Annotated in this window: 16 protein-coding genes; 7 read left to right on the top strand and 9 right to left on the bottom strand. The window is 67.5% G+C overall.

From position 1 onward, the window contains the following. Nucleotides 1-58: 58 nt before the first annotated feature. The 6 genes from ACH4XV_RS06160 to ACH4XV_RS06135 form a co-directional block, all read right to left on the bottom strand. Nucleotides 59-1,408 carry an NAD(P)/FAD-dependent oxidoreductase gene (locus tag ACH4XV_RS06160; RefSeq protein ID WP_395787114.1) on the bottom strand — a complete coding sequence of 450 codons (1,350 nt, stop codon included), beginning with the start codon at nt 1,406-1,408 and terminating at the stop codon, nt 59-61. A 567-nt stretch (nt 1,409-1,975) separates the two neighbouring features. Next, complete coding sequence (locus ACH4XV_RS06155) at nt 1,976-2,923, bottom strand: exopolyphosphatase (RefSeq protein WP_395787112.1); 948 nt, start codon at nt 2,921-2,923, stop codon at nt 1,976-1,978. After that, on the bottom strand, nt 2,920-3,486 hold the full coding sequence (locus tag ACH4XV_RS06150; protein ID WP_395787110.1) for a DUF501 domain-containing protein: 567 nt from the start codon (nt 3,484-3,486) through the stop codon (nt 2,920-2,922). The genes ACH4XV_RS06155 and ACH4XV_RS06150 overlap by 4 nt, the downstream gene beginning before the upstream one ends. A 123-nt stretch (nt 3,487-3,609) precedes the next feature. Beyond that, nucleotides 3,610-4,266, bottom strand: coding sequence for a septum formation initiator family protein (locus ACH4XV_RS06145; RefSeq protein ID WP_395787108.1), 657 nt, complete (start codon nt 4,264-4,266; stop codon nt 3,610-3,612). A gap of 56 nt (nt 4,267-4,322) precedes the next feature. Then, nucleotides 4,323-5,603: a phosphopyruvate hydratase gene (gene eno, locus ACH4XV_RS06140; protein WP_380037549.1), complete on the bottom strand. Its 1,281-nt coding sequence runs from the start codon at nt 5,601-5,603 to the stop codon at nt 4,323-4,325. A 317-nt stretch (nt 5,604-5,920) separates the two neighbouring features. Further along, complete coding sequence (locus ACH4XV_RS06135) at nt 5,921-6,433, bottom strand: RICIN domain-containing protein (RefSeq protein ID WP_395787106.1); 513 nt, start codon at nt 6,431-6,433, stop codon at nt 5,921-5,923. Nucleotides 6,434-7,511: 1,078 nt separating this feature from the next. Between ACH4XV_RS06135 and ACH4XV_RS06130 the strand changes: the two genes are divergently transcribed. Genes ACH4XV_RS06130 through ACH4XV_RS06110 form a run of 5 tightly spaced genes read left to right on the top strand, consistent with a single transcriptional unit; the run spans nt 7,512 to nt 13,482 of the window. Further along, a complete protein-coding gene (locus ACH4XV_RS06130) occupies nt 7,512-7,874 on the top strand; it encodes an SseB family protein (protein WP_395787104.1) in 363 nt (120 codons plus the stop codon). Then, a complete protein-coding gene (locus ACH4XV_RS06125; protein ID WP_380014127.1) occupies nt 7,867-8,217 on the top strand; it encodes a hypothetical protein in 351 nt (116 codons plus the stop codon). Before ACH4XV_RS06130 ends, ACH4XV_RS06125 begins: the two co-directional genes overlap by 8 nt. 13 nt (nt 8,218-8,230) lie before the next feature. Beyond that, nucleotides 8,231-12,715, top strand: coding sequence for a DUF6531 domain-containing protein (locus ACH4XV_RS06120; RefSeq protein ID WP_395787102.1), 4,485 nt, complete (start codon nt 8,231-8,233; stop codon nt 12,713-12,715). A gap of 3 nt (nt 12,716-12,718) precedes the next feature. Continuing rightward, the gene (locus ACH4XV_RS06115; RefSeq protein WP_395787100.1) at nt 12,719-12,973 is read left to right on the top strand and encodes a hypothetical protein; all 255 of its coding nucleotides are present in this window, start codon (nt 12,719-12,721) and stop codon (nt 12,971-12,973) included. Between the two features lie 59 nt (nt 12,974-13,032). Further along, the gene (locus ACH4XV_RS06110; RefSeq protein ID WP_395787098.1) at nt 13,033-13,482 is read left to right on the top strand and encodes a hypothetical protein; all 450 of its coding nucleotides are present in this window, start codon (nt 13,033-13,035) and stop codon (nt 13,480-13,482) included. 983 nt (nt 13,483-14,465) lie between these two features. On the opposite strand, the gene ACH4XV_RS06105 is transcribed toward ACH4XV_RS06110, so the two are convergent. Next, a complete protein-coding gene (locus ACH4XV_RS06105; RefSeq protein ID WP_395787096.1) occupies nt 14,466-15,596 on the bottom strand; it encodes a WD40 repeat domain-containing protein in 1,131 nt (376 codons plus the stop codon). A 265-nt stretch (nt 15,597-15,861) separates the two neighbouring features. On the opposite strand from ACH4XV_RS06105, the gene ACH4XV_RS06100 reads away from it, so the two are divergent. After that, nucleotides 15,862-16,983: an IS630 family transposase gene (locus tag ACH4XV_RS06100; protein WP_395787094.1), complete on the top strand. Its 1,122-nt coding sequence runs from the start codon at nt 15,862-15,864 to the stop codon at nt 16,981-16,983. A gap of 46 nt (nt 16,984-17,029) precedes the next feature. Here ACH4XV_RS06100 and ACH4XV_RS06095 read toward each other — a convergent pair whose 3' ends face one another. Then, nucleotides 17,030-17,362: a hypothetical protein gene (locus ACH4XV_RS06095; RefSeq protein WP_395787092.1), complete on the bottom strand. Its 333-nt coding sequence runs from the start codon at nt 17,360-17,362 to the stop codon at nt 17,030-17,032. Nucleotides 17,363-17,632: 270 nt separating this feature from the next. Here ACH4XV_RS06095 and ACH4XV_RS06090 point away from each other — a divergent pair, with 270 nt between their 5' ends. Next, the gene (locus ACH4XV_RS06090; protein WP_395787090.1) at nt 17,633-18,352 is read left to right on the top strand and encodes a hypothetical protein; all 720 of its coding nucleotides are present in this window, start codon (nt 17,633-17,635) and stop codon (nt 18,350-18,352) included. Here ACH4XV_RS06090 and ACH4XV_RS06085 read toward each other — a convergent pair. Continuing rightward, the gene (locus ACH4XV_RS06085; RefSeq protein ID WP_395787088.1) at nt 18,300-19,523 is read right to left on the bottom strand and encodes a hypothetical protein; all 1,224 of its coding nucleotides are present in this window, start codon (nt 19,521-19,523) and stop codon (nt 18,300-18,302) included. The two genes, ACH4XV_RS06090 and ACH4XV_RS06085, sit on opposite strands and share 53 nt — an antisense overlap. Between the last annotated feature and the right edge of the window lie 135 nt (nt 19,524-19,658).

The raw sequence follows: 19,658 nt of genomic DNA, 5'->3' as shown, positions 1-19,658 counted from the left end.
GAGGGAACACGACGAAGCCCGGTACGCACAAGGCGTACCGGGCTTCGCGGCGAACGACCTACGACTTGGCCACGGGCTCCGCGGCCGGCCGAGGCGCCGGCAGCGCCGCCTCGGCGAACTCGTCGCGCGGGTGCTCCATCGCGCCGAGCGAGACGATCTCGCGCCGGAAGAACGCCGACAGCGTCCAGTCGGCGAAGACCCGGAACTTGCGGTTGAACGTCGGCACCATCGCACCGTGGTAGGTGCGGTGGAACAGCCAGGCCGGCAGGCCCTTGAGCTTGAACCGGCCGAACATCACCGCGACGCCCTTGTGCAGACCGAGGCCGGCCACCGCGCCGAGGTTCTTGTGCTTGTACTCCTGCGGCGGGAAGCCACGCATCACCGAGACGACGTTGTCACCCAGGACCCGGGCCTGCCGCAGCGCGTGCTGCGCGTTCGGCGGGCACCAGGCGCCCTCGCCCACGGCCAGGTCCGGCACCTGCGCGTTGTCGCCGGCGGCGAACACGTTGTCCATGCCGACCACCTGGAGGGTGGTGCGGGTGTCGACGTGGCCGCGCGGACCGAGCGGCAGACCGTACTCCGACAGCACCGGGTTGGGCTTGACGCCCGCGGTCCACAGGATCGTCGAGGCGTCGAACTCGATGTCGTTCGAGAGCACGCAGTGCTTGTCGACGCACGACTTGAGCGAGGTCTCCAGGTGGAACTCGATGTCCCGGCTCTTCAGCCGCTCCAGCGTCCATGCGCCGAGCTCGGGACCGACCTCGGGGAGGATGCGGTTGGCCGCCTCCACCATCACGAAGCGCATGTCCTCGCGCTTGAGGTTCTTGTAGTAACGCACCGCGTCGCGGGCCATGTCCTCGACCTCGGCCAGCGCCTCGATACCGGCGAAGCCGCCGCCGACGAAGCAGAACGTCAGCGCCTTGCGGCGGATGTCCTCGTCGGTGGTGGAGTCGGCCAGGTCGAGCTGCCCGAGCACGTGGTTGCGCAGTGCGATGGCTTCTTCGATGGTCTTGAGACCGATGCCGTTCTCGGCGAGGCCGGGAATGGGGAAGGTCCGCGATATGGAGCCGAGCGCGATGACGATGTAGTCGAAGCCGAGTTCGTAGGACTCGCCGGCCAGCGGCTCGACGAGGGCCACCTTGCGGTCGTGGTCGACGGAGGTGACCCGGCCGTTGACGATCTCGGCGTTGGGCAGGACACGGCGCAGCGGCACCACGACGTGGCGCGGTGAGATGCTGCCGGCGGCCGCTTCCGGGAGGAAGGGCTGGTAGGTCATGTACGACCGCGGGTCGACGACCGTGACGGTCGCTTCGCCGAAGCGCATCTTCTTGAGGATGCGCTGGGCGGCGTACAGACCAACGTAGCCGCCGCCGACGATGAGGATGCGAGGGCGATCCGTGTTGCTCATGTTTGGAAGTATCCACCGATCGAAGTCGCCGGTGCTTCGAGGCCGCGCGCAGTACCGAAGGGGCCGTCTGGTACCCTTCGTCCTTTTGCTTGTGCATTTGTGCACGGTGGGCGGTCGGGGAGGATCCATCCGACCCTGGCACCCGGCGACTCGGTCCCGGTGACCTGCGTCGATCCTGCCCGAGGGGTGCGGGGACGGCGCAATGTGATCTCCACCTCGGCTCGTCGACGACCGTGGTTTTCGAAGGCGGGGACCGTCTCGAACCGGGTCGACCAGAGGAAAACGGCCCTACATGGCCAACTTTTGCCCCGTCGACCATGTGAAGGGATTCACAAACTTTCGTCCGTGTCCGAACGTTGGACAGGGGTCGTTGGTTCCCTGGTGGTGGTTGTTCGTTCGTTGGCCGCGGCCTGTCCGCTGTCGGTCCGCTGCCTGTTCGGTCGCCGTCGGGTCGCCGTTCGCTCCTTGCCGACCCGGGGCGGGACGGCGTGCGGGGGCCAACTCGCGGGCGCGCCACGGGGGTCGGGTGGGGTGGGCGCGGCCGCGAGTGTGGGGGCGGCGGCGGGGCTACCTGCCGACCGGGGCCTCCGCCTCGGACCAGGCGATGCCGTCCAGGATGTCGTGTTCGCTGACCACGACCTCGGTCAGGCCGGTGCGTTCCATGATCGTGCGCAGGACCAGCGCGCCGGCGGCGATCACGTCGACGCGGCCCGGGTGCAGGACGGGGATGGTCGCGCGTTCGGCGTGGGTGCTCGCCAGGAGGCGGGCGGTGACGGTGCGGACCTGGTCCAGGGTCAGCCGGGCGTGGTGGATCGTGGTCGAGTCGTATTCGGGCAGGTCGAGCGCGATGCCCGCGACGGTGGTCACCGACCCGGCCAGGCCGACCAGGGTGCGGGCGCGCGCCAGGGGGACCACGGCCGCGACCTGGTCCAGGGCGGCTTCGATGTCGGTGATCGCGGCGGCGACCTGGGCCGGCGTCGGCGGGTCGTCGCGCAGGTGGCGCTCGGTCATCCGGACGCAGCCGATGTCCACCGAGCGGGCCGCCTCGGGACGGTCGGTGCCGAGTACGAATTCGGTGGAGCCGCCGCCGAGGTCGACCACGAGGTAGGGCGTCTCGACGGCGCCGGTCCCGGCCAGTTCGCGGGTCGCCCCCACGAAGGAGAGCGCGGCCTCCTCGTCGCCCGAGATCACCTCCGGCTCGACGCCCAGGATCTTGCGGACGCCGTCCCGGAAATCGTCCCGGTTCTCCGCGTCCCGGCTGGCGCTGGTGGCCACGAAACGCACCTGCTCGGCGCCCAGTTCGCGGATCACCTCGGCGTAGTCGACGCACGCCGCGAAGGTGCGCTCCAGGGCCTCGGGAGCCAGTCGGCCGGTCCGGTCCACGCCCTGGCCGAGCCGTACGATCCGCATCCGGCGGTCCAGGTCGATCAGGGTGCCGCCGGCCGGGTCCAGGTCGGCGACGAGCAGGCGGATGGAGTTGGTGCCGCAGTCGATCGCGGCCACGCGTCGGGTCATCGGGTCTCTTCCTCCGAGGCGGGGGCGGCGGGCGGGGCAGTGGGAGCGGCGTCGGGAGAGGTGCCGGCGGGCGCGTCGGCGGGGGCGTCCACGCACACGCACGGACCCTTGGTCCACCAGTCGGGCAGCGCGTCCAGCGCCTCGTCGCCGAGCGGGTTGACGCCGCGTCCGGCGGCGAGCGCGTGGCCGGCGAGCACGTGCAGGCACTTGACCCGGTCCGGCATGCCGCCCGCCGACGGGAAGCCCTCCAGCACCTCGATCGCGTCCCGGCGCGCGATGTAGTCCTCGTGCGCGGCGGCGTACCGGGCGGCCAGATCCTCGTCCTCGGCCAGGCGCGCGTTCATCTCGCGCATGACGTTGTTCGCCTCCAGCGTCCCGATCGCGGACGCCGCCCGGGGGCAGGTCAGGTAGTACAGCGTCGGGAACGGCGAACCGTCCTCCAGGCGCGGAGCGGTCTCCACGACGTCCGGCAGCCCACACGGGCACCGGTGTGCGACGCCGCGCAGACCACGCGGGGTACGGCCGAGCTGCGCCTTGACGGCGTCGATGTCCTGCTGATCCATGGAGGGAGTATGTCCTGTTTCGCTGAATGGTTCGGACCGACGTTCGAGCGGGGTGCCGCCCCGGAGCCGCGTGCGGCGGCCGGTCGCTGCGGGCGGCGCGGGGCCGGGGCGAGCCGGACCGGGCTAGCCGATCGACGTGGCGGGTGTCCTCGTGGGCGTCGGGGGCGTGCTCGGGGTCGGCGTACCGGCCTTGTCCGCGTCGCGGGTGGAGTCCCACAGGTTCCGGTACCAGGGCGGCGAGCCGGCCTGGGCCGGAGTGGGCGGCGCCGGGTCGCCCGGGGTGCCGGCGGTCGGCACCACCAGGTAGGCGGTGTCGCCGGGGTAGACGAAGTGCAGCCGCTCGCGCGCCTGTTGCCGGACGTACGCCGGGTCGTTCCAGCGCTCCAGGTCGGACCGCATGCGCTCGGTCTCGGACTGTTGCTTGCGGGTGCTCTCGCGCAGGTCGGCCACGTCGGAGCGCTGCGCCAGGTATTGCCGCAGCGGGTAGACCAGGGCGATCGCCAGGCTCAGCACCACCAGGCTCAGCACGATCCACTTGCCGCCGCCGCGCCGGCGCAGCCGACCCAGGCCCGCGGCCGCGGCCGAGCCCTTGAAGGACCCGGCCGCGGTCTTCGGCTTGGCGGGTTTGGCCGGCTTGGCGGACTTCGGCCCGGCCGGCCTCGACGAGGCCGGCGCCGGGCGTGTACCGCGGGCCTGGCGCGGTGGTGCGACGGCTCGGGACGCGCGGGCGACCCGAGTCGGCCCGGCCGTCCTGCGACCGCCCTCGCCCTGCTCGCTCACGCGTCCTCCCGCCGTTCCGTCGATTCGGCGCCGGCGGTCCCCCGCTCGACCGGGTGTCAGCCCTGGAAGCGCGGGAACGCGGCGCGGCCGGCGTACTCCGCCGCGTCGTCGAGGATCTCCTCGATGCGCAGCAGCTGGTTGTACTTGGCGACCCGGTCGGAGCGCGCCGGGGCGCCCGTCTTGATCTGGCCGCAGTCCGTGGCCACCGCGAGGTCGGCGATCGTGGTGTCCTCGGTCTCGCCGGACCGGTGACTCATCATGCACCGGTAGCCGTTGCGGTGGGCGAGCGACACGGCGTCGAAGGCCTCGGTGAGCGTGCCGATCTGGTTGACCTTCACCAGGAGGGCGTTACCCGCCTTCTCGGCGATGCCGCGCGCCAGGCGCTCCGGGTTGGTGACGAACAGGTCGTCGCCGACGAGCTGGACCTTGTCGCCGACCTGCGCGGTGAGCGCGACCCAGCCCTCCCAGTCGCTCTCGTCCAGCGGGTCCTCGATCGAGACCAGCGGGTACGCGTCGACCAGCTCGGCGTAGTAGGCCGACATCTCGGCGGAGGTCTTCTTGGCGCCCTCGAAGACGTACGCGCCGTCGGTGTAGAACTCGCTGGCCGCCGCGTCCATGGCGAGCGCGATGTCGGTGCCCGGGGTGTAGCCGGCCTTCTCGATCGCCTCGACGATCAGGTCGAGCGCGGCGCGGTTGTTCTCCAGGTTCGGCGCGAAGCCGCCCTCGTCGCCGATGCTGGTGGCCAGGCCGCGCGCCTTCAGCACGGACTTGAGGCAGTGGTACACCTCGGCACCCCAGCGCACCGCCTCGGCGAAGGTCTCCGCGCCGATCGGCGCGATCATGAACTCCTGGATGTCCACGTTGGTGTCCGCGTGCGCACCACCGTTGAGGATGTTCATCATCGGCACCGGAAGCACGTGCGCGTTCGGGCCGCCGAGGTAGCGGAACAGCGGCAGGTTCACCGATTCGGCGGCGGCGTGCGCCACGGCGAGCGAGACGCCGAGGATGGCGTTGGCGCCGAGTTCGCCCTTGTTCTCCGTGCCGTCCAGGTCGATCATCGCCTGGTCGATCAGCCGCTGGTCGTCGGCCTCGGTGCCGACGATCTCGTCGTAGATGCGGTCGTTGACCGCGTCGACGGCCTTCTGTACACCCTTGCCGCCGTAGCGGGACTCGTCGCCGTCCCGCAGCTCGACGGCCTCGAAGGCGCCGGTGGAGGCTCCGGACGGCACGGCGGCACGGCCCGAGCTGCCGTCGTCGAGGACGACCTCGACCTCCACCGTGGGGTTCCCTCGGGAGTCCAGGATCTCCCGGGCGTGGATGACGTCGATGGACGGCACGAGTTTCTCCTTGATCAAGGGGCACGCTGGTCTGCTCGGCCAGCCTAGTAGCAGCCCGGCCCGGGGCACGCCCGCGAACCGGTAGCCGTGGGCGACCATCCGGTGACGCGTGCGCGAACGGATCGACCGGTTCGTCCCTCGACCGGGCGACGTGCGGCGCGGGCGACCTCGCTGCCACCCACGCAAGCCGCCCCCACGCGTCGGTTCGCGTGGGGGCGGCTCGAGGTGCGGTGCGGTGCGGTGCCGGTGGGCGGTTCAGGTGGGTTCGACATCTCCGGGGGATGTCGGACGCGCCCTACCGCCGGATCGGGTCGGTGTCACACCCGCTGCCACTGCTGATTCGGATGCCCATTCCAGGGCCAGATGATCGCCAAAGCGCCGGACTGGGTCGAGCCACCCGCGAGGTCCAGTACGTAGCTGCTTCCCGGGTAGTTCTGGAAGGACGAGCCGTACTGCGTGTCCGCCCGGTGCCACACCTGGTTGTCGCCGTTGTTGCAGGAATAGACGATCAGCGACGTGCCCTGGTTGGTGTTGCCGCCGGGGACGTCCAGGCACTGGCCGCCGGTGCCGACGTTCCGGAGGGTCTCGTGGTTGTGGGCGTCCCGACCCGTGTACCACTGCTGGGTGGAGGTCCCGTCGCACGTCCATTGCATTACCTGGCCGCCGACCACGTCCAGGCACATTCCATTCGCCGAGGCCGGGCGGAGCGTGAAAGAGGCATTCACTGCGGAGGCGCTGCTCGCGCCCGAGACCAGACCGGTTGCGGCGACGGTCACTATACCGGCGACGGCGGAAAGCTTCTTGAGCTTGCTCATCGTGATTCCGATCATTGGGGAAATTCGGCCTGGTGGGCCGTTCCGCAATTCTTGGCATCGATCGAAACGACGATCAACGAGCACACCATGAACTCGGGATGACTCGTTGATGAACAGAAGGTTTCCGGAAGCTGACAACTTCGCTAATAGCAAGAATTCCCGTATGTCGATCGAATCGGTGTGATATCAGGCTGGCCCACGGCAAAGATTGACGACGCAAATATTCTCGGATCGTCGTGGTCCGGCAAATTCGCTCGACCATCCGGGCGGTTCGGTCGCCTGGGGTTCCACCACCTCTCGAACATCGCTTTCGACTCGTGGATTATGCCCCGGTCCGATGTTGTCACGTCAAGTATTCCGCCGCGCGAACCCGCTCGTCGCGCAACCTCTCCACAACGTCGCGCCACCCCGGAGCCGGGCACCCGACCGCCGTCCGCACGACCGAGCGGCCACCTCGACGGCCACCATGACGGCCACCCCGACGGCTCGTGACGCCGAGGAAACTTTCGACGGACCCAAGGAACGCACGACTATCAACGCCGGGAAAGGGCGAGGGTTCGGACTGTCGAAAACCCTCGATGGAAAGCCCGAAGGATCGCCCGATCGGGTCCTTGGTCGATCTCGTCGATCTCGTCGATCTCGTCGAGAACCATGACGGTGTGACCCGGGTCATCGAACCGGCGACGCGAAACGGCCGCCGGGGCATTTGCGCGGTAAATGCCCGCCGCATGGCATCGCGCGCACTCCGCGGAACCGGCGGCCGATCTGGACATCGCCTTCCGGGCACGGCGTAGCATTCCTTATCGCCGAAGGCGTCGGGCCTTGGCGAAATTCGACCCGCGCGCCGCCGGGAGACGCGGAATCCGGGGCACGGGATATCGGGAAGGCGACGACACGGAGGGATTCCGCTTCGTCGACCGATGCCGTGCCGGACGGCGTCCGGGGTCCCGGCGGCCTCGCTGTGGTGCGCCGGCGGCGTCGACGGGGCGGGACGAGCCACGCCCGGGAACCGATAGCGGTGGGCGACCGTTCGGTGACGCGGACACCGACGGATTGGCTATGGTGACGCTCGGTCGAGGGACGGGGCGTACGTATGAACGAACCGGATTCGGGCGGTACATCGCGGCTGCGGCGGGAGATCGCCCGGCTGCTCGCGGGCGCGGGCGACCCGCCGGCGCTTCTCGCCGCGTTGCTCGCGGCCCGGCTGTACTGCGAACGACCCGAGCGGGTCGGCTTCGCGGCGATCGGGCCGCCGGGTGGTGGGGTGGTTCCGGTGTTCACGTCCGAGGAGCAGTTGGCGCTGTTCGTCCGGGACGGGTGCGACTGGTTCGCCACCGAAGGCGCCGACCTGGTGCGGCTGTTGCCGCCCGGCTACGACATCGCGATCGACCTGGCCGGCCCACGACCGGTGCGGCTGCGGGCGAGTCTGTGGAACGCGGAGGCGGCGGATGGGTGACGACGGTTTCAAGGTCGACAGCACGTTCGTGCGCGGGGCCGGTACGGAGTTGATCGAGGCGCTGACGGTGGCCCGGGAGATCGCGCAGAAGCAGCAGCCGTTGCGGGACGGGTTGGTGGCGCTGCAGAAGTACTACTCGTCACCGTTCCAAGCCGGCGAGATCGTGCTGGAGTCCGCCAAGGCGATGGCCGCGCTGGTGAACCTCGGCGAGAACATCGCGATCGCGTTGGAGATGGCCGCGCAGCAGTACGAGGCGGCCGAACGCGACGCCGAGGCCCGGTTCTTCACGCCCGGCGGCGCGGCCTCGATCCACGCGGGCGACGACATGGGCACCACGAACTGACGGAGGCCGTCCGGTGTTGGTATCCGGCGAACCGCTCACCCCCGACTCGCAGCCTCGTGGCCTGATACCGGGCGACTGGGAGGTGTTACAGACGCTCGCCGACGTGCTGACCCGGTTCTCGGCGCAGGCGCTGGAGGCCAAGGGCCGGCTCGGCAAAATCGAGGGCAAGGACCTCTGGCAGGGCAACGCGGCGGAGGGCTTTCGCAAGGACCTCGGAATCGTCACCGAGATCCTGGGCCTGCACGGCAAGGAATACCCGAGTGTCGCCGCGAAGTTGCGCGAGTTCGCCGAGGTGTTGCGGTTCGCCCAGGGCGAGTGCGCGAACGAGATCATCCCCAAGGCGAAGCAGGCGTTCTGGCTGATCGAGGCGCAGGCGCGCGAGCAGGAGTCGTATGACCTCGCCAAGCGCAATCAGGACGTGCAGAAGGCCAACGGCGTCGGCAAGGAGTGTCTGCCCGCGCTGCCGCACAAGCCCGAGGGCCATCCGGGCGCGGACATGTTGCGCGAGGCGCAGGAGCAGTTGACGCGGGTCCGCGAGCGGGTGGAAAAGGCCGACGCGCACGCGCTGTTGGAACTGCGCAAGGCCCGTGGCGTACTCGACCTCGACCCGGACATATGGAAGACGCTCCGCCAGGCCGGGATCGATTTCGCCAAGGGCGCCGCCGGCGGGGTCTTCGAACTCGCGAGCTTCGCGTGGACGATCGACCCGGGCCGGATCTTCGTCGACCCGATCGCCTACGCCACCGACCTGAAGGGCATCGCGGGCGGCATGCTCGGCATCGCCCGGGACCCGGTGGGGTTCGCCCAGGACACGGTCGTCTCCTCGTGGGAGGACTTCAAGAAGAACCCGGCCCGCTGGCTCGGCCACGCGGCGCCCGACCTGGCCCTGACACTGGCGACGCGCGGCGGCAACAAGGCGCTGACGCCCGCCGAGCAGGTCGAGAAGAACATCGCCAAGCGGGACAACCCGCGCTGCCGGGCCGCTGAGGCGTGCACGCGCGAGGGTGAGCCGATCGACGTGGTCACCGGCGAGATGGTGTTGCCGCAGACCGACGTGACGCTGGCGGGCGCGCTGCCGTTGGTGCTGGAGCGGCATCACCGGACGGCGTTCGGCGGAGGCCGGTTCTTCGGTGAGCGGTGGGCGTCGACGCTCGACCAGTGCCTGCGTCTGGGCGCGGACCGGGTCACCTTCACGGCCGCCGACGGGATGACGCTGCGCTATCCGGTGCCGAGGCCGGGCGAGCCGGTGCTGCCGATGGGCGGATACCGCTGGCCCCTGGCGTGGGACGGCGCCGGCACGTTCACGGTCACCGACCCGCGGCGGGGGTGGTCGTGGTCCTTCGCGGCGCTGCCGGGGCGGGCGTCGCGCCGAATACCGGTGCGGGCGCTGGCGGATCGCAACGCGAATCGCGTCGAGTACGCCTACGACGCCGAAGGTGTGCCGTGCGAAGTCACCCACTCGGGCGGCTACCGGGTGGCGGTCGACTCGGCGGCGGGCCTGATCACGGGATACCGCCTGCTCGGCGCGGACCCGGTCACCCACGCGAGCACGGACGACCCGTCGGCCTCCGTCGCCCTCGTCACCTTCACCCACGACGCCCTCGGCAACCTCACCGAAGTCGTCAACTCCTCGGGCCGCCCTCTGCGCTTCACCTACGACGCCCACCACCGCATGACGTCCTGGACCGACCGCAACGACACCTGGTACCAGTACGAATACGACGAGGCGGGCCGCTGCGTCAGGGGCTCCGGCGTGGCCGGCGTCATGGACAACACCTTCGAGTACGACGAAGCGTCCCGAATCACCAGGATGACCAACGCCCTCGGCGCCGTCCGCGAATACGAATACAACGACTGGTCCCAGGTAATCCGCGAAACCGACCCCCTGGGCGGCACCCGCCACACCGAATGGGACTCCTACAACCGCCGAGTCGCAGTAACCGACGAACTCGGCCACACCACAAGGTACGCATACGACGCGGCGGGCAACCGGACCGGCGTAGTCCTCCCCAACGGCACCTTCACGGTCGCCGACTTCGACCCGCTCCTACGCCGCCCCACCAGAATCACCGCCCCGGACGGCGGAGTCCGCCACCACACCTACGACGCTCGCGCCAACCTCCTCACCACCACCGACGAACTCGGCGCGGAAACGTCCCACACCTACAACGAGGCCGGCCACCTCACCACCGTCACCAATGCCCTGGGCCACACCACAAAGGTCACATCAAACGCAGCCGGCCTCCCAATATCGGTAACCGACCCACTGGGCGCCACCACAAAGCTCACCCGCAACGCCTTCGGCCGAACCACGGAGCTCACCGACCCCCTCGGCCACACCACCAAAACCGTCTGGACCGTCGAAGGCATGCCCGCCCGTCGCGAACACCCCGACGGCACAACCCAATCCTGGACCTGGGACGCAGAAGGCAACCTCCGCCACCACGTAAACCCGGCAGGCTTCACCACCACATACGAATCAACCCACTTCGACCTCCCGGCCGCCCAAACCACCCCAGACGGCGGAAGGTTGCAGTTCACCTACGACCCCGAACTCCGCCTCACCCAGGTCACCAATCCCCAGGGCCTCACCTGGCACTACAAATACGACTCCGCCGGGCGTGTTCTGGCAGAGATGGACTTCAACGGCCGACAACTGACGTACCAACACGACGCCGCAGGTCGATTGACCAAGCGCACCAATGGCGCCGGCGAGATCGTTACCTACATCCGCGACGCGGTGGGCCGGATCATCTCGCACCGCCACGAGGCCACCGGGCGGCAAACCACATATCGCTACGACGCCATGGGCCGCTTGACGTACGCCGGCAACCCGGAGGTGGATCTGCAGTTCTCGCGCGACGCCATCGGTCGCATCATCTCCGAGACCAGCAATGGCCACACTTTGCAAAGCACTTATGACGTCCTTGGGCAACGGATACGCAGAAAGACTCCCAGCGGTCAGGTCAGCGAATGGACCTACGACGCCGCAGGTCGACCTTCGCTACTGAACACCGCCGGTCATACGCTCGAGTTCTCCCACGACGCCGCCGGTCGCGAGGTTCGACGGCGCTTCGACGATCGCGTGACGTTGACTCAGGGGTGGGATTCTCTTAATCGCCTCACGAACCAAGCCGCGTTGGTCGGCACTCCCCTCAACAAACTCTCCGACATATTTGATCCGACCTCGTCTCCGCACGAATCCGTTCGCCGTGCCTACACCTACAGAGGCGACGGTGCCCTCACTGCAATCGACGGCTCGGACACTGGCCTGAAGATCTACGACCTGGACGAAATCGGCCGCATCACCGCTGTCCACGGACGAGGCTGGTTCGAACGTTACACGTACGACAGCGCAGGAAATCAGACTCTGGGCGAATGGACCGGTGCGGAAGCCGATACTCAAGGCGCTCGCAACGTTGTCAAAACACGCATCAGTCGGGCAGGGCGCACACGCTACTCCTACGACGCACAGGGACGCGTTTCGCGAAAGTCCCACAAGACGCTTTCAGGCAAGTTGAAAGTATGGACGTTTACCTGGGATTCCGAAGATCGCCTGACCAGCGTAACCACCCCAGCCCAGGGTATCTGGCACTATATTTACGATCCGCTTGCCCGTCGCGTCGCCAAAAGTCAGCTGAGCCCCGACAAATCTGCAGAGATCGTATATTTCACCTGGGACGCCCCCCACTTGGCCGAGGAGAGGACAGGAAAGGGCGAGGTGAAATCATGGGATTACCTCCCCGACTCGTTCCGGGCCGCCCTGCAGACGGAAGGACTCGGCTCGTCGATCTCGGAGCCGAATCCGGATCGAAGCTGTCATGCGATAATTTCCGACCCTGTCGGTACACCGACCCATCTCATCGACGGGGACGGGCGGGTTACCTGGTCACCGTCATTTACGGTATGGGGCGTCCAGGCGCACTCGGAAGATTTCGAAGTCGAATGCCCCTTACGATTCCCCGGCCAATATTGGGACACGGAATCGAGTCAGAGTTGCAATACTTTACGGTACTACGACCCGGCTATAGCCCGGTACGGCAGTCCGGATCCCTTGGGCTTGGAGCCGGCAGACAATCCGTATACATACCCGGCGAATCCAATCTCCTGGTGCGACCCCTTCGGCCTGGCTCCCAATAACTACGGAGACACCGGTGGGTTCAAGGTCGGCGTCTCGCCGGAGGAAATCGCTGAAATAAACCGCAGATACGGAGGAGAAAGTCTTCTGAGCGGATCACCTGTCAACACTCTCACGAACGCGAGCCGCTATAGTAGCTTCTGGGAGAAATCTGCGGTCGTCATCCGCGACATCGCCGGTGGTCACATGTTCAACAATGGAAACAAGAGGACGGCCCAGGCAATCATCGAGCAACTGATGGAACGCAACGGAGTCATAAGCGGCCCGACTTCGGCGGATCTTCGAAGCGTCATCGATAGGGTCGGGAAGGGCCAACTCCATGACGTCAATGAAATTGCAGTGGCGCTGAGAGGGTATTAGCCAATGGACTCGATCGATATCGAAGGCATCATGATGCGGATGGGGCGCGAGGGCGTGACGATGCTCCTCAAGATGGATGACGAAAGACTGGCCGATGATGCCGAGCCGTGGACGGTGGTCCTGTCCGGCCCCGCACTCGGAGAGCAAGGGTTCATTCGAGCCGAAGCCACGACTCTCGGCGCGTGCCTTGACCAAGCCTTCACTCGCCTCCGCTCCCGCCCTGGCGACTGGGACTGGCTGGGAGACCACATCCAATAATTTCGCACCGTCGATGGGATCCAGGGAATATTGGGGCCGCCGATCCGGAGGTGTGTGAGGTGAGCATCATCTCTGAGTTGTGGGATAGGCAAACCCTCCCTATTCACAACGGCTTTTACTGCGCAAGTGGTCGATCGTATGAGTTGACCCAGGATTCGTCTTCCCCCAGCGGTGTCAAAATCGAGCGGGCTTTCGATCTCGAATCCTTCCTCCGGGCCGAACCAGATTGGGTCACGAGCATCGATGTAACCAGGGTGAAGCAGATCGGCGAATCCGAAGGATATCTGTGCTGCGGTGACGGTTCTTATGGTTCGGAAGGATTTATCGCTAAAATCGACAGCGTCAAGAAACTGCTGTGGGTGGCGTATCTGGAAAATTCCAACCCTTTTGATGAAATCGAAATCCTGAGCGACGCGGCAATTTTCCGATCCACCTCCGGCGTGCGTATCACTGTCAATGCAAGGGTAGTTTTTCAGATGCAGGAGTATATTGAGCCAAAAATATTCTGAATCGACAAGGAACTGTCCGTCCCGATCCGAACCATCCGCAGGCTCGAAAATATCGGGGGATGATGATCTCGATGGAGCCGTCGAATACTCACATATCTGCGCTGGAAGCACGTGGCGGTGGGGGACATGGGATACTCCGCTGGGGAGCCAGAGGGATCGGTTGATCGGGTCCTTCGTGGACCTTGTGGCAAACGGCGATGATTTGATTTGACCTATGCGATCGAACTCGGACGGCAGAAGAGGCGGTGGGATGCTCTCGACACCTACGCCGCTCGGATGGCGTCGATCGCCGTTCGGGAACGCGACTCCGACATCCTTCGTCGAGGGCTGGTCGCGGCGCTGATCGCCATGGAATCGACCGACGATGAGCGTGAAACCCTGCCGACCCTGAGTCTCCTCCTACCGGGCGTGGGAAATTCTGGGCTATCGGGAGTTGCTTTTTCGGGCGCCGCACGATCTGCGCGTCAAAGGTAGACGGCGATCCTCTCGTCGCCTTCGCTCGACGCTCCCCCGACCCGACGACCGAGGAATCCGAGCGATGGGCTATTACGAAGGCAGCGACTCCGAAGGGTTTCGATTCCTCGACCGATGATTCGACGGAGCCGAGCGTCTGGGGTCATGAGGCACCGTGGTTCCACTTCGCAGCCGATCCCGACGCCCTTCTCGTCCAGGAAGGCGGGTCCTCTCCGAAGTCCTGCACCGGTCGGCGCGGTTCTTGGGTGGCTTGGCGAACCTGCCGGCCAAACGACCCGGGGCGCAGATCGCGTTCAACGCCGTGTTCCCCTGCGGCAGGCAAATGCTCGGCCGCACGCGGCGTGACTTGCTTGACGGGTTGGAGGAGCTTCCGGAGGGAGGGGACCAGCGTTCGGCGGGGTGTCGCTAATGCTCCGTCCGCGTAGGTTCGCCGTGTTGTGCAGCCGCCGGCCGCGCTTTGTCCTCGTCGCCGGACGGGCCGGCAGCCATCCGGTCACACCACCAACCGCTCACGGTCGCATAGAGTCGGGGTCGGCATGCAGGGACAGGGCCGCGACGTCGCCGCCGAAGCCCACCACGAGCGAGCCTTCCGGGGTCACGGTCAGCGCATGGACTGGCGCGGGGAACACCAGTTCCCGGCCGATTTGCCGCGTGGTAGCCGGGTCCCACAGGCACACCGTTCCATCCGAACCACCGGTGACGACCCTGAGTTCTCCACCGATCACCGCGGTCACCACCGCGGACACAGTGCCATCGTGGCCGACCAGCCTGCCGACTTCCCGTCCCATGGCCAGGTCCCATACGCGCACGGTGGCGTCGTAGCCTGCCGTGATCGCGTGGGCTCGGCCGCCGACGACCGCTGTCGCGACCGCCCATGCCTCGCCGTCGTGGCCCGGCAGAGGCTCCCCGACCGATTGGCCGGTGGTCAGGTCCCACTGCCGGATCGAGCCGCCGCTCATACAGCCCACCGCGTGGGGTCTGTCGTCGATCACCAGCGTGTCGATGGCCATCAGGAAGTCGTCGTGTCCGGTGAGTTCGCCGACCTGTTCCCCACTGACCAGATCCCAGACTCGCACGGACACGTCGTCGTCGCCGGCGAGCACACACGGTCGCCCGTGGATGACAGCGGTGCTCAGACACCACACCTCACCGTTGATCCCCGGCAGCTTGCCCGTCTGCTGTCGGGTGGCCAAGTCCCACGCGCGTACCGCCCAGTCGCCGGCCGTGACGACGTACGTTCGACCGTCCACGACCTGTGTCGCCACCGCCCACACTCTGCCGTCGAGGTCGCTCATGGGTCCGCCGACCGGCCGGCCGGTCTCGAGGTCCCGCACCCGGACCGTCTGGTCCTTGCTGCCGGTGACCACGACGTGGCGGCCATCCGAGAAGGTTGTCACCACCGCGTCGACACCGCCGGTGTGCCCCGACGGGTTCATCCGGAAGTGCGGGTCACTCCGCGCGCCGGTGGCCCATAGCACCCGCCATGGCTCGGCGAAGGCATCCTCCACCGGCACGGCGGCCATCCGCGTGGACAACTCCCGGTCCCCGTACCGAGCCGCGTCCAGGGCCAGCAGTTGCCGCCGCACCCACGGTGGCACGTCCCGGTGGACGTCCACCGACGCCCGGTAAACCGCAGCCATGAGTCCCGCATCAGAAGTCGCATCGGGGGCCGGCAACCCCATAACCCGCTCCGGATCAGCGTTGACCAACCATCGCAGGTCCGTCCACCACCCTTCCGCCCCCGACGGATCCGATGCCGAAGCAGTCATACGAACCTCGTCACTCACGGCCGAACTCTAGCTAGTGCTGTGGCCGGACTGGTTCGCGGTGTTGGAGTGTCGCCGCTGGTGAGGCCGCGATTCCCGCTTGGATGGTCTTTCGGGTCGTTCGATCGGGAGGGTGCGGGTGGCCGAGAGAGTCGTGGTGCGGCGGTTGAGTGACGACGAGGGCCGTCGGTTGCAGGCGATCGTGCGTCGCGGGACGACAAGCGCGGTGCGCTTTCGTCGGGCGATGATTGTCCTGGCGTCGGCGGGCGGGAACACGGTCCCGGTGATCGCCCGCCTGGTGCAGGCCGACGAGGACACCGTGCGGGAGGTGATCCACCGGTTCAATGCCATCGGGATGAAATCCCTGGACCCTCGATGGGCGGGAGGCCGTCCCCGCCTGCTGACGCCTGAACAGGAGGACTTCGTCGTGGCGACGGCCACCACACGCCCGGCGAGACTCGGCCGACCGTTCACCCGCTGGTCGATCCGCAAACTCGCCGACCACCTGTGCCGGCTGCCGACCCCACGCATACGCATCGGCCGCGAGGCTCTGCGGGAACTGCTCGAACGCCGGGGCGTCACGTTCCAACGGACGAAGACGTGGAAGGAGTCGACCGACCCGGATCGCGATCGCAAACTCGACCGGATCGAGCACGTCACACGACACTTCCCCGACCGGGTCTTCGCGTTCGACGAGTTCGGCCCGTTGGGCATCCGCCCCACACCGGGCGGGAGTTGGTCCCCGGCGGGCCGGCCCGACCGCCACCCGGGCACCTACACCCGAACCCGCGGCGTCACCTACTTCCACGGCTGTTACTCCATGGGCGACGACACGATGTGGGGTGTGAACCGGCGGCGCAAGGGCATCGCCCCAACGTGGGCGGCCCTGCGGTCGATCCGCGCGGCCCGACCGGACGGGGCCCCGATATACGTGATCCTCGACAACCTGTCGGCCCACAAGAATTGGCGGATCCGCAGGTGGGCGAGCCGGAACAGGGTCGAGTTGTGTTTCACGCCGACCCACGCGTCCTGGGCCAACCCGATCGAGGCCCACTTCGGGCCGCTGCGGCAATTCACCCTCGCCAACTCAAACCATCCCAACCACACCGTCCAGACCCGACGGCTCCATGCATACCTCCGCTGGCGCAACGCGAACGCCCGCCACCCCGACGTCCTCGCCGCCCAGCGCAGGGAACGCGCCCGGATCCGCAGCGAGAAGGGCATCCGCTGGGGCGGACGCCCCCTCGACACCGCCGCATGACCCACCAACCCGGCAAACGTTTCCGATCACAGCACTCTAATGACGGTTACGTACGCCACCATGCCTCCAGCAGCCGTCCGCGCCACCATGCCTCGGCGGCCCACGGGCTCAGCTGCCGTGGTGGCAGGGGGACGGTTCGACGCTGGAATTGCTCGTCCAGTCGGAACACGAGGCGTTCCAGATCCTCTCTGGCGCGTCGCGGGAGCCGGACCAGAACATCTTGGAGCGTCTCGCGCGCGCAGACCACGCAGACGCAGTACTCGGAGTGGTCCGCCGGGTAACCCCAGTCCTCGTCGTACTTCGGCGCGCGCCAACTGCCGGGCAGGTCAACGTAGCGGTGGTACCGGGACAGAGCGATCGCGACCGCATCAGGCCGCAAGTGCTCCTCCTCCGCACGGCGGATTGCCGCACGTGTCCGCGCGGAGATGCCGCTGATGCGGCGGACACGGATGCTTCTCGGGGGACGCCACTGCGCGGAACGCAGAGCTTTCGGCCGACTACGCGGCATGTGCCTTTCGAATCGAACTCATAGCCGCATTCTGACATGCAGGTGATCGCGCCCGCAGCGGGCCGGCCGCGATCGCGGGGCCCTGGTGTGCGCCAAGGGCTTACCGGCAAACCTTTCCGGTCAGAGCACTAGGGTTTTGGGGTGGTCGGCGACAGCGGTGGAGTGGGGTCTGGACAGCGGGAGTTCGCGGTTCGGGGGACTGCCAAGGTGTATGCGTTCTTGGGCGGGATCGTGGACGAGATGGTGCGGGCGTTCGCGGTTTCGGAGGAGGAGGCGTTCCTCCGGGTGGATCGGCATATGCGGCCCTACCGCTGGGATTTCACGGAGGATGGCGATCGCCGGTTCCTGTTCGAGTACTCCGAGGAGTACTGGGCCGGCGAGATCTACCTGGAGTCGGATCCGTGGTTGCAGCGGTCGGGGGACGATCGCAGCCGGTCGCGGCCTCGGCCGATGCCCGAGGCCGGGGATCCGGAGTTCGGGGGCCTGGCGCTGGGGGACGACCTCGCGCCTGTCGAGATGTTCGTGACGTGGGACGGCCGGCTCGACGACTTCGTGTCCATCGTGGCCGGATCGCGGCAGAGCACGGGTGGGCATGCCGCGCGGATCGAGAACGAGCGCGTGCAGATCTCGATCATCGGTGAGCTGTACGACGCCGACTCCGACCGGGGATATGTGTCGATGACGTGCCGACCGAAACACGGCACGTCATGGGCGGACCTGTCGGAGGACTTGCGCACGATCGTGTACCGGCTGCACGCCGCTGGGTTGGAGCATTCACGGGCTACCGTGGCCGATGGTGGTGAACCGTTCAGGATTCTCCGACAGGATCGACCAACGTTCCATATGCTGCGGAGGGCGTGAGGTCGGGTTCGCATGTCGGGTCGCCGAACTCGATGCTCACCCGGGTCGCGCCTGCCTCCTGTAGGCGCCAGGCCATGCGACGTATGTCCCGCAGGACCTCCTGCCACGAGACTCCTGTGCGCGGCGTGCAGGTCAGCGACCACATCGGGATCGCCTCGGGGTCGTCGGGTGCCGGTTCCGGCAGGCGGGTGATCCGTACGTCGATGGCTTCGAGTTCGATCCCATCGGATGCGGATGAGGCGGACGTTGCCGGATCGAGCGCAACGGGGCGCGCTCGCAAGAGGGTTACCGTGAGGGCCTCCGCATCCACCGCCCATGCAACCAGGCACACCAGCGCCGTCCCCCAGTCGCCGATTGCGTCACGGACCAGTTGCGGATCGACGGGTTCGGCCGCAGCCTCGGCGGTGAACTCGGCTCGTTCGATCACCTTCGCGAGTTGATCGCGGTCCTCCCACCCCTCGGCGATCGCCGTGGCCCACTCGTAGGCGCTTGCTCGGTCGAGGAAGCCGGCGGCTTGCTCCGGTCGCATTCCGGCCACGGCCGCGAGCAGCGTTGTCTCGACCCATCGGAGCGCGTCACCGGGGTACCAGCGGCGGCCGTCGACCAACTCTCGAACCACTTCCGTCAGCGCCCAGCAGACCTCGTCGTCGCCGGTCACCGTGGGCCCCTGCCCGACCGGCACCCGCCCCTCCGGCACCAGTCCCGTCTCGATCAGCGAAGCCGCGACGCGCACCGCCATCGCGTCCTCCACTGCCCAGCAATACTCGATGTAAGACGCGCATCCGACTGGTGCCGTGTATGGGGCCGGCACCACGTGCACTCGCACCTCGTCGCCTTCGGGGGTGAAGCCGATCGTCTTCAACCACATACAAGCGCTCGGTTCGCGTATCCATCCCGGATCCAGATGCGAGACGTCGATCCCCGGCACGGCATCGCCTGGGCCGACGGCGACGAGCACCGTCGTGTACGGCTCGGCCTGAGCGAGACGCTCGACGACCTCCTCCACCGGAAGTTCGTATCGTTCCGCGAGCGTTTCGAGCACGTCGCAACCGTCGAGCCGCGCGGCGGACGCGGCCATGAGGACGATGTCGCCCGCAGTACGCATATTGCGCCCGCGCGACGGCACCGCACGAAACCGACCGGGATCCTGCTGCGTCGACCCGTCCGACACACCGGCCCCCACACGATCGCCAGACATTCCGCGAGAGTATCTAGTGCTGTGACCGGAAACGTTCACCGGGTGGCCGGGGTGGTCAGGCTGCTCGGGTGAGGGGGCGTCCGCCGTAGCGGACGCCCTTTTCGCTGC

The organism is Embleya sp. NPDC020630, assembly GCF_044334985.1.
Taxonomy (GTDB): Bacteria; Actinomycetota; Actinomycetes; order Streptomycetales; family Streptomycetaceae; genus Embleya.
The sequence above is the reverse complement of the archived record's forward strand: the minus strand, read 5'-3'. Positions and strand labels throughout refer to the sequence as shown.